The sequence below is a fragment of the Nonomuraea sp. NPDC003709 genome (assembly GCF_040610775.1).
Lineage (GTDB): Bacteria > Actinomycetota > Actinomycetes > Streptosporangiales > Streptosporangiaceae > Nonomuraea > Nonomuraea angiospora_A.
On the sequence record NZ_JBEXMW010000007.1, the window covers coordinates 351,749 to 367,350 of the forward strand.

The 15,602-nt window shown below is 71.2% G+C and carries 14 protein-coding genes; 7 read left to right on the top strand and 7 right to left on the bottom strand.

What is annotated here, in order from left to right; genetic code table 11:
- The first annotated feature begins 13 nt into the window (after positions 1–13).
- Together ABZX61_RS23445 and ABZX61_RS23450 are read left to right on the top strand one after the other, a co-directional pair.
- Positions 14–1,204 carry a Cmx/CmrA family chloramphenicol efflux MFS transporter gene (locus tag ABZX61_RS23445; protein ID WP_355197512.1) on the top strand — a complete coding sequence of 397 codons (1,191 nt, stop codon included), beginning with the start codon at positions 14–16 and terminating at the stop codon, positions 1,202–1,204.
- 5 nt (positions 1,205–1,209) lie between these two features.
- Positions 1,210–2,010: a maleylpyruvate isomerase family mycothiol-dependent enzyme gene (locus ABZX61_RS23450; RefSeq protein ID WP_355197514.1), complete on the top strand. Its 801-nt coding sequence runs from the start codon at positions 1,210–1,212 to the stop codon at positions 2,008–2,010.
- 6 nt (positions 2,011–2,016) lie between these two features.
- Here ABZX61_RS23450 and ABZX61_RS23455 read toward each other — a convergent pair whose 3' ends face one another.
- On the bottom strand, positions 2,017–3,126 hold the full coding sequence (locus ABZX61_RS23455; RefSeq protein ID WP_355197516.1) for an FAD-dependent monooxygenase: 1,110 nt from the start codon (positions 3,124–3,126) through the stop codon (positions 2,017–2,019).
- Positions 3,127–3,207: 81 nt separating this feature from the next.
- Between ABZX61_RS23455 and ABZX61_RS23460 the strand changes: the two genes are divergently transcribed.
- A complete protein-coding gene (locus ABZX61_RS23460; protein ID WP_355197518.1) occupies positions 3,208–3,918 on the top strand; it encodes a TetR family transcriptional regulator in 711 nt (236 codons plus the stop codon).
- 268 nt (positions 3,919–4,186) lie between these two features.
- Here ABZX61_RS23460 and pip read toward each other — a convergent pair whose 3' ends face one another.
- Both pip and ABZX61_RS23470 read right to left on the bottom strand, forming a co-directional pair.
- A complete protein-coding gene (gene pip, locus ABZX61_RS23465; RefSeq protein ID WP_355197520.1) occupies positions 4,187–5,146 on the bottom strand; it encodes a prolyl aminopeptidase in 960 nt (319 codons plus the stop codon).
- Between the two features lie 57 nt (positions 5,147–5,203).
- The gene (locus tag ABZX61_RS23470; protein ID WP_355197522.1) at positions 5,204–5,986 is read right to left on the bottom strand and encodes a neutral zinc metallopeptidase; all 783 of its coding nucleotides are present in this window, start codon (positions 5,984–5,986) and stop codon (positions 5,204–5,206) included.
- Between the two features lie 118 nt (positions 5,987–6,104).
- On the opposite strand from ABZX61_RS23470, the gene ABZX61_RS23475 reads away from it, so the two are divergent.
- Positions 6,105–6,725, top strand: coding sequence for a hypothetical protein (locus ABZX61_RS23475; protein WP_355197524.1), 621 nt, complete (start codon positions 6,105–6,107; stop codon positions 6,723–6,725).
- Between the two features lie 260 nt (positions 6,726–6,985).
- On the opposite strand, the gene ABZX61_RS23480 is transcribed toward ABZX61_RS23475, so the two are convergent.
- Entirely contained in the window at positions 6,986–7,831 is an 846-nt protein-coding gene (locus ABZX61_RS23480; protein WP_355197526.1) for an NAD(P)H-binding protein, read from the bottom strand.
- Positions 7,832–7,979: 148 nt separating this feature from the next.
- Between ABZX61_RS23480 and ABZX61_RS23485 the strand changes: the two genes are divergently transcribed.
- Positions 7,980–8,384, top strand: a complete 405-nt coding sequence (locus ABZX61_RS23485) for a hypothetical protein (RefSeq protein WP_350725915.1) — start codon at positions 7,980–7,982, stop codon at positions 8,382–8,384.
- 21 nt (positions 8,385–8,405) lie between these two features.
- Here ABZX61_RS23485 and ABZX61_RS23490 read toward each other — a convergent pair whose 3' ends face one another.
- On the bottom strand, positions 8,406–9,626 hold the full coding sequence (locus ABZX61_RS23490) for an MFS transporter (RefSeq protein WP_355197528.1): 1,221 nt from the start codon (positions 9,624–9,626) through the stop codon (positions 8,406–8,408).
- Positions 9,627–9,929: 303 nt separating this feature from the next.
- Here ABZX61_RS23490 and ABZX61_RS23495 point away from each other — a divergent pair, with 303 nt between their 5' ends.
- Positions 9,930–11,486, top strand: coding sequence for a carbohydrate-binding protein (locus ABZX61_RS23495; protein ID WP_355197530.1), 1,557 nt, complete (start codon positions 9,930–9,932; stop codon positions 11,484–11,486).
- 140 nt (positions 11,487–11,626) lie between these two features.
- Complete coding sequence (locus ABZX61_RS23500) at positions 11,627–12,985, top strand: hypothetical protein (protein ID WP_355197532.1); 1,359 nt, start codon at positions 11,627–11,629, stop codon at positions 12,983–12,985.
- 26 nt (positions 12,986–13,011) lie between these two features.
- Here ABZX61_RS23500 and abc-f read toward each other — a convergent pair whose 3' ends face one another.
- Together abc-f and ABZX61_RS23510 are read right to left on the bottom strand one after the other, a co-directional pair.
- Positions 13,012–14,679 (bottom strand): ribosomal protection-like ABC-F family protein, encoded by a 1,668-nt coding sequence (gene abc-f / locus ABZX61_RS23505; protein WP_355197534.1) that lies wholly within the window; start codon positions 14,677–14,679, stop codon positions 13,012–13,014.
- 20 nt (positions 14,680–14,699) lie between these two features.
- A complete protein-coding gene (locus tag ABZX61_RS23510) occupies positions 14,700–15,521 on the bottom strand; it encodes an SDR family NAD(P)-dependent oxidoreductase (RefSeq protein WP_355197536.1) in 822 nt (273 codons plus the stop codon).
- Between the last annotated feature and the right edge of the window lie 81 nt (positions 15,522–15,602).

The following is a 15,602-nucleotide window of genomic DNA, read 5'->3' on the forward strand; positions in this document are numbered from 1 at the left end:
GCGGAGTTCTCTCATGCCTTTCGCTGTCTACCTGCTCGGACTGGCGGTTTTCGCCCAGGGGACGTCCGAGTTCATGCTGTCCGGGCTCATCCCGGGCATCGCGCGGGACCTGCAGGTGTCCATCCCCGCCGCAGGGCTGCTCACCTCGGCCTTCGCCGTCGGGATGGTGGTGGGGGCGCCGCTCATGGCGGTGCTCAGCCTGCGCTGGTCACGGCGGTTCGCGCTGCTGGCCTTCCTGGTCACGTTCCTGGTCGTGCACGTGGTGGGCGCGCTCACCACCAGCTACGGCGTGCTGCTCGGCACGCGGGTGATCGCGGCGCTGGCCAACGCCGGGTTCCTGGCGGTGGCCATGGCGACCGCCGTCGCGCTCGCGCCTCCCGACGCCAAGGGGCGCGCCACCTCCGTGCTCCTCGGCGGCGTCACGATCGCCTGCGTCGCGGGCGTGCCGGGCGGCGCGCTGCTGGGCGAGGTGTGGGGGTGGCGCTCGGCGTTCTGGGCGGTGGCCGTCGCGCTGGTCCCGGCCATCGTCGCGGTGCTCAAGTCCGTGCCGTCCGGCGCCCCCGGCCCGGCCGGTCCGCGGGCCCGCGGGGAGCTGCGGGCACTGCGCCGGCCGCGGCTGCTGGTCTTCCTCGTGCTGGGCGGCCTGGTGAACGGCGGCACCTTCTGCACGTTCACCTACCTCGCACCTCTGCTCACCGGGGACACCGGGATCGGGTCCTCCTGGATGCCCCTGATGCTGGCCCTGTTCGGGCTGGGCTCGTTCGCCGGGGTGACCGTCAGCGGGCGGGTGGCCGACCGGCGGCCGACCCGCCTCCTGGTGATCTGCGGGCCGGCGCTGGCCGCCGGGTGGGCCCTCTTCGCGCTGACGGCCGGCGCGCCGGTGCCCGCGCTCGTGCTCGTCTTCGTCCAGGGGACGCTCTCGTTCGCCGTGGGCTCCACGCTGATCTCGCAGGTGCTGTACGCGGCCACCGGCGCCCCCACCCTGGCCGGCGGGTTCGCCACGGCGGCGCTCAACGTGGGCGCGACGCTCGGCCCGTGGCTGGGCGGCCTGACCATCGGAGCCGGGCTCGGGCTGCGCTCGCCGCTGTGGGTGAGCGCCCTGCTGGTGGCCGCCGCCCTGGTCACCGCCGCCGTCGCCCACGCCGTCGGGCGGCCGTCATCGGCGAAGCCGGTGGAGCGGGACCAGCCGGCTGGGGCACAGTGAGGGGAATGGAACCCGCTTCGCGCTTTCGCCGAGAGGTCCGAGCATTCCAGGACGCCGCCCGGCAGGCGGCGGAGACCGGCGCCGCGCCGCCGGTGCCGTCCTGCCCCGGCTGGTCGGTCGCCGATCTGCTGATCCACCTGGGCTCCGTGCACCGGGGCGTGTTCAGCATCATCGACGACCGGCGCGACGGACCGCCGGACGGCTCCGACCTGTCCTTCGCCGGGCTGCCGCAGGACCTCACGGGGTGGCCCGATCCGCAGCACGCGCCCAACCTCGGGCCGATCCCGGACGGGGTGCTCGACTGGTTCGAGGAAGGGGCGGCCCGGCTGGCGGCGCTGTTCGACGAGCGCGACCCCGGCGATCCGGCGTGGACGTGGTCGAAGGAGCAGGCCGTCGGGTTCTGGGTGCGGGTGCAGACCATCGAGGCCGCCGTGCACCGCTGGGACGCCGAGAACGCCCTCGGTGTCCCACGCCCGATCCACGAGGACGTGGCGGCCGACGCGGTCACGCAGACGTTCGAGGTCATGGTGCCCGCACGGCGGGAGTGGACGCAGGCGCCCGCCGGAGCGGGCGAGCGCTTCCGCTTCCGTCGCACGGACGGCGAAGGCGACTGGGCGGTCCACTTCGACGGCCCGGACGTACGGCTGTCCTCCGGTGCGGACGGCGGCGATTTCGACGTCGAGCTGGCCGGGAGCGCGTCGAACCTCATGCTGTTCCTCTGGAACCGCATCCCGGCCGACGGCCTCGACGTACGTGGCGACAAGAGCCGGCTCGATCGCTACTTCGTCCTGGTGCCTCCCGTGTAACCCCTCCTATGAGCTCCGGGCGACGAGGCCCATCCCCAGGGCCAGCCCGTTGCGCGCCCACATGCCCAGGTGGGTCTTCGGCACCATCATGCGGACGTTCGGCCCGATCTGCTGCTTGCGCCTGACCAGCTCGCGGTGCCCCTCCTCGTACCGCCGGAAGGCGACCCGGTGGTCGGAGGTGCCCGCGAGCTCCTCGGCCAGCCGGTACGCCCCCACGACGGCCAGCTCCGCCCCGGCTCCCGACGCCGGGGAGGCGCAGTAGGCGGCGTCCCCCACGAGCGCCACCCGCCCCGACGACCATGAAGGCAGGCGCACCTGGCTCAGCGCGTCGAAGTAGAAGTCGGGGTCGGCGAGGGCCCCGTCGAGCAGTTCGCGCACCCGCCAGGACGTCTCGCCGCCGAACGCCTCCGTCAGCAGCGTCCTGTGCTGCTCGACGTCGCGATGGTCATAGGCCAGCGGCTCCGACCTGAAGATGAAGTACGCCTTCGCCTGTGCGTGGTTGCCCGACCGGTAGAGCCCCGCCATCTTGCCCGGAAGGTTGTACATCGTCACCCACCGGTCCTCCCCCAGCGCGGAGTCCGCGTTCGCGAACGCGAAGTAGTGCCCCATGTGCCGCAGGGCCCCCTCCTCGGGCCCGAAGGCCAGCCGCCGCACCGAAGAGTGCAGCCCGTCGGCCCCGACGACCAGGTCGAACCGCCGCGTCGCGCCTGACTCGAACGACACCGTCACGCCGCCGCCGTCCTCCTCCATCGACCGGACGGAGTCGCCGAAGACGTACTCCACCTCCGGCCCGGCCACCTCGTGCAGCAGCGCCACCAGGTCACCCCGCATGATCTCGATCTCGCCGTTCCGGCTCATGTTCACGCGGGCCACGGCCCGGTCCGCCGCGTCGACGAACTTCATGCCCCGCACGTCCGCCGCCGCGGCCCTGACCCGCGGCATGATCCCCATCCGCTCGGCCACCTCGGTCGCCTCGTCCCGCAGGTCCACCCCGTTGCCACCCGTGCGCAGCCGCGGCGCCCGCTCGACCAGCGTGGCCCGCATCCCGTGCCGGGCCAGCCAGTACGCCAGCGTCTGCCCGGCGATGCTCGCCCCGACCACCAGAACCTCAGTCATGCCTCCGCCTCTCCTGACCGTTGGTCAGTTCAGGACTATAGGCTCCCGACCAACGGTCAGACAAGGTCTAGAATCGGCGGCGTGACGGACGACACTCGCTCGCGGATCCTCCAGGTGGCGCAGGACCTGTTCGCCGCGCAGGGCTATCACGCCACCTCGATCCGCGAGATCGCCGAGCGGCTCGAGCTGACCAAGACGGCGGTCCTCTACCACTTCCCCAGCAAGAAGGAGATCATCGCGGCCCTGGCCGAGCCGCTGCTGGCCGACATGGAGACGGCGATCGACGCGGCCAACCGCGCGCCGGGGAGCGACGAGCGCCAGAAGCGGTGGGCGGTGATCGAGGGCCTGCTCGACGTCTGGCTGACGCACCGCGACCTGCTGAGGCTGCAGATGCGCGACCTCGCGCTGGCCGCGGAGGGATCGGTCTTCGACCGTTTTCGAGACGCCGCCTACCTGGCCCAGCACCTCATCGCCGGCCCGCTCGCCGACCACGTGGACCGCATCCGGGCGGCCCAGGCGTTCGGCATGCTCAGCGACCCCGTCGTGATGTTCGCCGACCTGCCGGCGGAGATGCTCCGCCCGGCCGTGCTGTCCGGGGTGGAACGCCTGCTGGAGGACCGTCCCGAGCCTCCGGCGCAGGAGGCGCGCCGGCGCGGCAGGCCGGGGGCGATGACGCCGGAGGCCATCGAGCGGGCCAGGCGCATGCACGCCTCGGGCCGGCACACCGCCGCCGAGATCGCCCGAGCCCTCGGCGTCTCCCGCGCCACCCTCTACCGCCACCTGTCCGCATAATATTGAGACACTATGTGAGACGTTTTCGAGACAGCGCCAGAGTGGCCGGCGGGGGAATCCTCCGCGCACGGGCGTTTAATTCGGTGGTGTCCGGACAGTCGGCGAAGCTACTGTTGCTGCAGGTCAGCGAGTGGGCACGCGGTTGTCAGCGCGCTGTCCCCTGCGGACCCGCGGCTCACCCGTACGGAATCGACCGACGGCGAGGCGATGGTCACCACTGGCGCCGTCCTAACGCCCCAGACGATCGCGAGCCGCGGGTCCCGCCCCCTCACCGCCCGGCGAAGCCGTCGAGCGCGGCGGACAACTCCTTGGAGAGCGTGCCGCTGCCGGTGTGCCCGGAGTCGTCCACGACGACCAGCTTGGCGTCCGGCCAGGCCTTCGCCAGCTCCCAGGCCGTCTCCAGCGGGCCGCCCAGATCGAGACGGCCGTGGATCAGCACGCCGGGGATCCCGGCCAGCCGCCCCGCCTCCCGCAGCAGCACGCCCTCCTCCAGCCAGGCGGCGTTGGAGAAGTAGTGGGAGCAGATCCGGACGAGCGCCATCACCGCCTCGGCCGGGCGGTCGCTGTAGGCGTTGGGCTTGCCGTTGGGCTCCATGGAGATCACCGCGTCCTCCCAGGTGACCCAGTCACTGGCCGCCTTCGCGCGGACCTCGGGATCGGGGTCGGCCAGGAGCCGCGAGTACGCCGCCAGCAGCGCGAAGGTGTCACCGTCGCGGTCGGCCTCGGGGACGCCCTGCCTGAAGCGCTCCCACTCCTCCGGGAAGAACCGCCCGACGCCGCGGTAGAGCCAGTCGATCTCGGAGCGGCGCGTGGTCGTGACGGCCACGATGACCATCTCCGACACCCGCGCCGGATGGGCCTCGGCGTAGGCCAGCATCAGCGTCGAGCCCCACGAGCCGCCGTAGAGCAGCCAGCTGTCGATGCCGAGGTGCTCGCGCAGCCGCTCCATGTCGGCGACGAGATGGTGGGTCGTGTTGGTGCTCAGGTCGACGGACGGGTCACTGGCGTGCGGGCGGCTGCGGCCGCAGTTTCGCTGGTCGAACAGGACGATCCGGTAGCGCTCCGGGTCGAAGAGCCGGCGCACCCCCGTCTTGCACCCCGATCCGGGGCCGCCGTGGACGACGAGCGCGGGCTTCCCCTCCGGGTTGCCGCAGACCTCCCAGTAGACGAGGTTGCCGTCACCGGTGTCGAGCAGGCCGTGGTCGTACGGCTCGATGGGGGGATACATGGAACGATCGTATCGAGACGGCCGCGGTGGACCCGGTGGACCACCGCGGCCGTACCGTCAGGCGACCTTGGACGAGGGGGCCGACCAGGTGTTGCACGAGCCGGGGTCACCGGCGGTGAAGCCGCGCTTGAGCCAGTGGCGCACCGCGGCCCGGCTGCCGAACTCACGCACCTCGGCGGGGTCCTCGCTCCACCGGAAGTTGACGAGCGCGTTCCAGTCGCTCAGGTTCCTGCCCTCGATCGGCCAGACGCTCTTGATGAAGGCGGCGGCGAAGCATTCGTTCTGGAGACTCACGCGGCGCTGCTGCTCATACAGCTCCGTCTTTTTGTCATAGGGCAATTTGTCGTAGGCCTTGGCGATACCGACCAATTTCTGCACATGGTAGCCGTACATGGAGGCCGCCGTCTCGAACAGCCAGAGGTCGTCGGCTTCGTCGAGCCAGTCCTTGCCGAGCTGGAAGACCAGTGTCTCGGTGCTGTCGCAGTACCAGCTCTGGGAATTCAGTTTCTCGATGTCATAGCCGCACCACTTCTTCGGAATCCGGTCCATGTGCCGCACCTTGACCGGCCTGTAGGTCAGGCCGGCGTTCGTGAGGTGCTGTTCCCAGGTGGTTTCCAGGCAGGCGATGACCGCGTCGAGGTAGGCGCGGGCCTGCTTGCGATTGTTCGGCTTGAGCGACGGCTCCGCACAGGTGGTCGTCGGCAGTGCGCCTGCCTTATAGAGCGGATTGGCGGTTAGTTGGGAGGATTTGACGGGGTATGCAGCTGCCTGGGCGGTAGCGGTACCCGCTAAGGGCATCATGAGGGCGCCCGTAAGCGCCGCGAACATGAGAAGTTTCACGAGACGTGAGAATAGGACCTCCCGGTAAAGAGGGCTAGATACAACTATGAAGTAATCCAACCACCACTAAGGGTAATGATCTCTGCGGATAACCGGATTACCATCCGCAGGGAGCACCATGTACAAGCACGCCATTGCCGCATTCGCCGCGACTTCCGGCCTGCTGCTGGCCGCCGGGCCGGCCGCCGCAGAAGAGGGGGCCGTGGACACGGTCCTGTGCGGCAACAACAACGTCGTCAGCTACAACGGGCAGTCGTCCTGGACCGAGGACTTCCAGGCCCTGGCCGAATCGGTCTTCAACGAGTCGCCGCTGGGGCCGCCGTGGTCCGGGCGCCCGAGCCCCGTCGACGGCCTGACCTGGGTCAACCGGACGACGACGTGCAGCCAGAGCACCCCCACGTACAAGGCCGGCGGCGTCGTCGGCCTGGTCGACGGGCTGCTGGGCCCCGCACCCGCGGCGCCGTGCACGACGACGACGAGCACGTCGTCCTCGTCGCTGCTGGCCGCCCTGGGACTCACGCAGGTCGTCGACTCGCTCTGGCTGGGCGCGATGCCCTGCGCCACGACGAGCACCTGGTCCCCGACCAGCTGGTCCCCGACCAGCTGGTTCCCGACCTGGTCCCCGGCCACCGGGACCTGGACGTTCGAGTCGCCGGGCGATCTCACGGTGGAGCAGCCCGTGACGCTCCTGGACACCGCCGGGGTCTCGTCGCTGGTCAACCAGATCCTCGGCAACTGACGCGCCTCTGGCCTCATCGTCAGAGGGACGGGGCGAAGGGACTTCGACATGGAACGGCGAGCACCCCGCACCGGCCCGGCTCAACCGAAGACGGACGGCCTCGGCATCGCGTGAACCGAATGCGCCTGGCAGGAGGAGAACATTTCCCTCTGCCGGGACATCGATGCCGAGCCGTCCCCCGTGGACGCGTTCCTGGGAGTTCACGATGCTGTACGCCGACACGCGCGGCGTACAGCGGGTGCCGCTGAAGCGGCCTGCGGTCAGCGGAATTCGTCCGCGTGGTCGGCGGCCCATCGCCCGAACGTACGCGCCGGCGCCCCCGTGATCTCCTCCACCGTCGAGGTGATCAGCTCCGACCGCGGCCGCGCCTCCGCGCTGGCCAGCAGGGCCTCCACCAGGGCCGGCGGCCTCCCGTCCGCGAGCATCTGCTCACGCGCGGCCTGTACGGCCACCTTCTCGAACCGGAGCGGGCGCCCGATGGCCTCCCCGATCGCGCGCACCTGCTCGGCCCGGCCCACCACCTGCGGCCCGGTCAGCACGTACGTTGCGCCGTCGTGCCCGTCGCCGGCCAGCACCCGTACCGCCACCTCCGCGACATCGCGCGGGTCGATCACCGCGGTGGCGGCGATCTCCGGCCCGCGTACGGCGCCGGTGGCACGGATCTGCGCCGCCCATCCCCGGGTGTTGGAGGCGATGGTGTTCGACCGCAGGATCGTCCACCGCAGCCCGGACCTCTCGATCAGGCCCTCCATGTCGGCGTGCAGCTGGTTGATCGGGTCACCCTGCCGCTGCGCCTCGTCGTCCACCCCCGACGACGAGAGGTAGACGACCCGGCGGGCCCGGCTCTTGATCACCTCCAGGACGGCGGAGGCGCCGTCGGCGGTGAGGAAGGGCCAGACCAGGAACACCGTCTCCACACCCGCCAGCGCCCGCTCCAGCGTGCCGGGCACACCCAGGTCCCCCTCCACGGCCGCCACTCCCCCTGGAAGCCGCGCCGCCCGCGCATCCCTCACCAACGCCCGCACGGAACCACCGGCGGACACCAGCCCGGCCACCACCTGCCGGCCCACGTTCCCGGTCGCCCCGGTCACCAGAATCTCGGTCATGACCGGGTCAGCCCGGGCGCGGACGGCGATATTCCGGCCGGCCCCGATCGGCGCCCTCCCGGGATCGGCCTCGTCGAAGGCCGCATGCGGTTTGCCGGGCCGGCTGCGGAGGCTCGGCAGGGACCGGGCGGCGGGATACCGTCGGACGGTGGATGAGCAGACGCTTCCGGCGGCGGGTATGACGATCAGCGTACGGACGCGCCGGGACGTGGTGATCGTGGATCCGGAGCGTTTCCTGGCCGCGGCCCGCGCCGCGTACCGCGACCTCTGCCCCGAGGCGGGCGAGGATGACGCCGCCGAGAACGTCCGCGACGTCTATGACGCCGTACACGTTCTGCTGGACCGGTTCGGGCAGCTCGCGGCGGACGCGCCGGAGACGTCGCTCGGCCGCGGCGGGCTGCGGCCGGGCCGGCGCGTGCCGGACCGTCCGGACGGCCTGTCACCGGCGGGCGAGCTCCAGCGGATCGTGCTCGAGGATCCGATGCCGTTGCAGGACTACGGCTGCTTCCTCCCCGAAGATCCCTTCGCCCTGCCACCCGGCTCCCAGCCCTGAGCAGGACCGGCGCCGCCGGTGTCAGCGCCGGACGCGTGCCGCCCAGACGATCGCGTACGCGACGGCCAGGAGCCCGAGGAGACGGGTGGTGTCGGCCATGCCGATGGCCGCGGTCATGGGCGCGACCGCGAGTGTCGACACGCCTTGGAACGCCGCCGAGAGGCTGAACACCAGCACCATCACGCGTCCCCGGACATGGTCAGGCGTCGCCAGTTGCAGGCCGTTGAGGGCGAGGATCGCGCACGCGCCCACCCCGAGGTGGCCGGCGAACGCCGCGGCCATTCCCGGGCCGAGTCCGGAGACGTGGGCGAGGACCAGGTATCCGAGGCCGAAGAGGGCCAGGGCCGCCGCCGCCACGTACAGCCGCCGACGTGTCGAGCCGCCGGCGAGCCGCCTGCCCGCGAACGGGCCGAGCACGGCGCCGAGGCCCTGCGCCAGGTACAGGACGCCGACTCCCGCGTCGCCGACATGGAAGCGATCGAGGGCGTAGACGGGCAGGAGTCCGACCATTCCGTAGCAGAGACGCAGCCCCGCGGTCAGCCACAGCAGGGCCGCGGCCACGGGGGTGGTTCGCAGGAACCGCCAGAGTTCGGCGGTGTCAGCGCGTATCCGGATCCGGCGCGTCGACACGGCGCTGGAGAAGGGCCGCTTGATCCGCGCGACGAGCAGCGCGGAGACGATGAACGAGGCTCCGTCGAGGAGGAGCGTGGCCGAGGTTCCCCAGGCGGCGGTGACCAGGCCTCCCAGTCCGGCTCCGACGAGCAGGCCGGCCGAGTACAGGCTGCCGAGCACGGTCTGGGCCAGTGAGAGGTCCCGGCCGGTGACGAGGTTGGGCAGCGCGGCCTCGGGGATGGGACCGGCCATCGCGGCGAGCACCGACAGGACGGCCAGGCATCCCAGGGCCAGCGGCACCGAGCCGGTGTGGAAGGCGACCAGCAGCCCGCCCACCGGGACCACCGAGCCCAGGTCGCAGAGGATCCGAAGACGTCGCCGGTCGACCCGGTCGGTGAGCGGGCCGATCAACGGGAACAGCAGCACTCCGGGAAGGGAGTTGATCGCGAACAGCAGCGCCGTCCACCCCGGCGAGCCGGTGCTGTGGTAGACGAAACCGCTCAGTGCGACGAAGGCGAACCAGTCGCCCGTCAGGCTCAGCGCGCAGGCGCCGATGAGGCGTCGGAAATCGGCGTTGCCGCGCAGCAGTGTGAAGAGGTCGCCGGAAGATCGGCGCCATGCAGGGAACACTCGGTGACTCCAGCGGTGCGTCCTTCCGGAGAAGGACCGGAAAGGGATGACGTCGTCGGCGCATCCGCTGGTCAGGCACAAAGGTGCTGCATGGCAGCATGGTAGTGCCCGTTCCTGCCGCGGGGCCTCGCTTCTCGGGCTGAATGAAAGTTTCACCGGCGGTTGAGCCAGCGGTAAATCCCTGGCCAGCGGCGATGGTTTCGGGATTGACGCGTTTGCAGTGGCGCATTGACGCCGAGGAAAGCGCTTTCCTACTGTGGCGACGTTTCGCCCGCGCCTCCGTACCCGACACCTTGGAGAACGATGATGCGCCTGAAAGCCATCCTCACGTGCGCCGGCCTGTTAGCCGGCGCGTTCGTCGCACTGTCACCGACCGCCGCACAGGCCGCGCCGACGCGGTACGAGGCGGAGAGCTCGCCCGCGGTCTGCACCGGCACCATCGACAGCAACTGGTCCGGCTACTCCGGCAGCGGATTCTGCAACGGCAACAACGCCACCGGCGCCTCCGCCCAGTTCACCGTCAACGCCGGCGCGGCCGGGACGGCGACGCTGAGCGTGCGGTTCGCGAACGGGACCACGACCGCCCGCCCCGCCGACCTGATCGTCAACGGGTCGACGGTCCAGAACGTCTCGTACGAGGGCACCGGCACGTGGGACACCTGGGTCACCAAGACGCTCACCGTGTCGGTGCGGGCGGGCAGCAACACCATCCAGTTCAACCCGACCACCTCGAACGGCCTGGCCAACCTCGACTACATCGACGTCGACGCGGGCGGCACGACCCCGCCGACGGGCAGCACGCTCTACGTGGCGCCGAACGGCAGGGACGGCGCGACCGGGACGCAGTCGGACCCGACGACCCTCACCTCGGCGATCACCCGCATCACCGCCGGCGGGACGATCTACGCACGCGGCGGGACCTACAACTTCTCCCAGACGGTCACCATCGCGGCGGGCAACAACGGCACCTCGAGCGCCCGCAAGAAACTGTCCGCCTACCCGGGCGAGACCCCGATCCTGAACTTCTCCGCCCAGAGCGAGGACCCGGCCAACCGCGGACTCGCCGTGAACGGGTCGTACTGGCACATCTACGGCATCGTCGTCGAGCGTGCCGGTGACAACGGCATCTTCGTCGGCGGCAGCAACAACATCTTCGAGCGCACGGAGACGCGGTTCAACCGGGACACGGGGCTGCAGCTCTCGCGGATCGCCTCCGACACGCCCCGCGACCAGTGGCCGTCCAACAACCTCATCCTGAGCGCGTTGTCGCACGACAACGCCGACTCCGACGGCGAGGACGCCGACGGCTTCGCCGCGAAGCTCACCGTCGGCTCCGGCAACGTCTTCCGCTACTGCGTGTCCCGCAACAACATCGACGACGGCTGGGACCTCTACACCAAGACGGACACGGGCGCCATCGGCCCGGTGACCATCGAGGACTCCCTGTCGTACAACAACGGCACGCTCAGCGACGGCAGCCAGGCCGGCAACGGTGACCGCAACGGCTACAAGCTCGGCGGCGAGGACATCGCGGTCAACCACACCATCCGGCGCAGCATCGCGTACCGCAACGGCAAGCACGGCTTCACCTACAACCGCAACCCCGGCACGATGACGGTGTCGGACAACGTCAGCATCGACAACACCGAGCGCAACTACTCGTTCGACGCCGGGACCTCGGTGTTCCGCAACAACACCTCGTGCCGCAGCGGCAGCGGCACCAACGACCGGATCGTCGGCAACTCCGACAGTTCGAACCAGTTCTGGTCCGGCTCGAACGGGTCCCGGTGCTCGTCCTACAGCGGCGCCCTGCACTGGTCCTTCGCCTCGGACGGCCGCCTCGTCGTGACCTTCGGGTGACGCCGTGACAGAGGGGGCGAGTACGCCACCGTACTCGCCCCACTCCCGGTGTTCAGCGGAAAATAATGGAGCACGCGCTCTAGAATTGTGTATCGTGGGCATGCATCCCGTTCCTCCGACGACAGTGCAGGAGCTTGCGCATGCCCTCGTTCTCCCATGTCAGCCGCATCAGCACCGGTGCCGTGCTAGCCTTCGCGCTCGTCGGCTTACCTGCCGGGTCCGCGTCCGCCGAGCCCGGCGCGACCGGCGTCACCTTGGCCGCCCAGGACCAGCCCAAGCCGGCCCGCCCCACGCTGGAGGCCATCAAGCAGCAGGCCGCCCAGGACGGGGTCCCCCTGGAGCAGGCCGTCAAGGACTACATCAGCGCCACCGCCGCCAAGCAGACCTTCTCGGCCGCCGCCCAGCCCGACGGTCCCGTGGACACCCCTGACGTCATGGTGGACGACCTGCACGCGGGCGAGATCGAGGACCTCACGCGCATCGCCGCCGCCGAGGGCATCGGGCTGGCCGCCGCGATCGACGCGATCTCCTGGCAGCCGCAGTTCGAGAAGGTGGCCGCGGAGCTCGAGACCGGCTTCCCCGCCGAGTTCGCCGGAGCGGTCAAGTACGACGACAGCGCCTGGTTCGGCTTCAAGGGAGAGGTTCCGGCCAAGGCGGTCGAACTCGCCAGAACCCTCCCCGTACGCGTCGACCTGGTCGGCGACCGCGGCTTCTCCGAGCAGGAGCTGTCCGCCGCCGGCACGGCCACCCACGCGACCGTCCTGGCCAACCCCGCCGTGCAGGACGCCGCCACCTCCTACGACGTACGCACCGGGACCGTCGTCGTGGAGGCGCAGTCGAGCACGCCCCTCTCCGCCCAGGGCCTGCTGCCCCGGCAGGCGTCGGAGGCCGGGATCCAGGCCCAGGTCACCCTGGTCGACAAGGTGTCGCAGCCGCAGGACAGGTACATGCGGGGCGGCGGCTCGCTCAGCAACTGCACCTCGGGCTTCAACCTGAAGTACATCCACAGCAACACCAAGCGCCACGGGACCGCCGGCCACTGCGCGCGGAACTACCCCACCCGCACGTACTCCAACCACAGCACCCACGGCGGCTCGACCACGGTGAAGCGCGTCTGGTGGGCGGTCGGCGACTGGGGCGACCTCTCCTACTACACCGTCGGCTCCAAGACCGCGGGCCGCACGTTCTACCACGACTGGAACAAGACGAGGTACGCCGACGACCGTTCGGCCATGCCCTCCATAGGCACGCGTATCTGCCACTTCGGCATAACCAGCGGCGGGAGCTGCGCCAAGGTCGCCCGCCGCGACGTCTCCGCCGGGGGCATGAAGCACATGGTGGTCATGGACAAGAACATCAGCGAGGCAGGCGACTCCGGCGGACCCTGGTACTACGCCGGGACCGCGTACGGCATCCACTTCGGCCTGATCAGCGGGAAGTCGGCGTTCACGCCCGCGTACCTGTACCAGAACCGCGGCTACGACGTCTGGCACCGCTGACGGAGACGGCGGCAAGGTGATGGTGTTCAACGCCGGCTCGTTCCGCCGCTGACCCCGCGATCGGCCGCGCCCAGCTCCAGGTGGGAGCCGGTGAACGCGGCCCGCAGACGCCGATCGTGCGTCACGACCACCAGCGCGCCCCGGTAGGCGGCCAGCGCCTCCTCCAACTGCTCCACGAGCATCGGCGACAGGTGGTTGGTCGGCTCGTCGAGCAGGAGCAGGTCCACGGGCTCGCTCACCAGCCGGGCGAGCTCGATCCGGCGCCGTTGCCCGTAGGAGAGCTCCCCCAGGCGCAGCCCGAGGTCCGACGGCCGGAAGAGCCCCAGGGCGAGCAGCGCGTCCGCGTGCTCGTCCAGGCTCCCGGGACGCCCGTCCGCGTAGGCCCGCAACACCGTCCGGTCCGCCGGCCCGACCCGGCCGAGGTCCCCCTCGTCCTGCCGGAAGAACCCGGCCCGGCCGGCCCGCCGGACCTCGCCCGCGTCCGGACGCAGCTCCCCGGCGAGCACCCGCATCAGCGTGGTCTTGCCCGCCCCGTTCGGTCCGGTGACGAGCAGCCGCTCACCGGCGCCGACGGCCAGGGAGCCGAGGCGAAGCCGGCCCGCAACCACCACGCCGTCGAGCGCGGCCACCTCGGCTTCGGAAGCGGCCCCCGCGGTGGCGAGGGTGGCGGCGAAGCGCAGCGGCTCGGGAAGCGGCGGCGCCGGGTGCTCGGCGAGCCACCGTAGCCGCTGCTGGGACTGCCGGATGCGCCCGGCGGCCCCGTGCGTACGCGAGCGCGCCCGCCAGGCGCCGGTGCCCATGCCCGCCTTGGCGACCTTGCGCGGGATCCCGGCCAGCCGGCCCGCGTTGGCCGCCACCAGCGTGGCGTGCCGGTCCAGCTCCGTCTTCCACTCCTCGTGGGCCCGCGCCTGCGCGGCGCGTTCGGCGGCCTTGGCGACGAGGTACCCGGCGTAGCCGTCGCCGTAGCGGCGCACCTGCCCGTCGGCGACCTCCAGGATGGCGGTGGTCACCCGCTCCAGGAACATCCGGTCGTGCGTGATCGCCACGACCGTGCCCCGGTGGGCGCGCAGGCGCTGTTCGAGCCAGGCCACGGCCTGGTCGTCCAGGTCGTTGGTCGGCTCGTCGAGCAGCAGCAGCTCGGGATCGGACGCCAGCGTGGCGGCCAGGGCGAGCCTGGCGCGTTCGCCGCCGGAGAGTGTGCCCAGCGGGCGGCTCCGGTCGAGCCCGGGCAGCCCGAGCCCGTGCAGCGCGATCTCCACCCGGACGTCGGCCTCGTAGCCGCCCCGTGCCTCGAACTGCGCCACGAGCCCCGCGTACGCCTCCGCGTCCGCCTCTTCGAGCGACCGTTCGGCCGCCCGCATCCGGGCCTCGAGCCCTCGCAGATCGGCCAGCGCCAGATCGACGGCGTCGGCCACCGTCGCGTGCGGCGGCAGCGCGAGTGACTGCGGCAGGTGTCCGACGCCGCCGGGCGCGACGGCCAGGAGCTCGCCGTTGTCCGGCCGCTCGGCGTTCGCCATGAGCCTGAGCAGCGTGGACTTGCCTGACCCGTTGTCGCCGATCACTCCGATCCGCTCGCCGGGTCTGACGGTGAGCGACACCCGGTCCAGGACGACGCGGATGCCGTAACGCTTGGTGACCTCGGTGAGTGCGAGTTGGGCAGCGGTACGCAAAAGGCATGCCTCCTTTTCGAGCATGAACAAACGGGGTGGGGTGGTCAGCCCGGCGCCTTGCGGCTGAGGTGCTCCCAGGCCCGGTACTCCTCCGTGCGGGCCCGCTCCATCTGCTGGACGATGTCGTACGAGGCGCCGCCGACGATCAGCCGCAGCGGCGGCTCCGCCAGCTCGACCAGCTCCATGATCACCGGCGCCGCGGTGCTCGGGTCGGGACCGGCGTCCTCGCCCCACATCTCGGCCAGCTGGGCGTGCAGCGGCTCGTTCTCCGGGCGCCGCTCCGCGAGCGTGGTGCCCCGCGTGAACAGGTCCGTGCCGTACCCGCCCGGCTGCACGATCGTCACCTTGATCCCGAACGGCGCCACCTCCATCGCCAGCGCCTGGCTCACCGAGTCGAGCGCCGACTTGCTCGCCGCGTAGAACCCGACGGACGCGAATCCGCCGCCGGACCCCATCGAGGTGACCTGCAGGATGTGGCCGGACCCCTGCGCCCGCAGGTGCGGCACCACGGCCTGGGCCACCCAGACCGCACCGAAGAAGTTGACCTCGAACTGGGCGCGGATCTGCTCCTCGGTGGCCTCCTCCACCATGCCGAACAGCAGCGTGCCGGCGTTGTTGACCACGACGTCGAGGCGGCCGAACGCCGCCGCGGCCTCGTCCACGACCTTCTGGACGGCCGCGCGGTCGCGGACGTCCAGCGTCAGCCGTACGAGGCTGTCGGGGTGGGCGGCGGCGAGGTCGGCGAGGGGGCCGAGGTCGCGGGCGGCGGCCACGACGCGGTCTCCGGCGGCGAGCGCCGCCTCGGCGAAGGCCCTGCCCAGGCCCCTCGACGCGCCGGTGATGAACCAGACTCGGGCAGTCGTCACACGGACTCCTCACTATCATGAGACGATACGGTCCGTCTCGTGATGACAAGGTATACAGGCACTCCGCTTCTACGTCAAGAC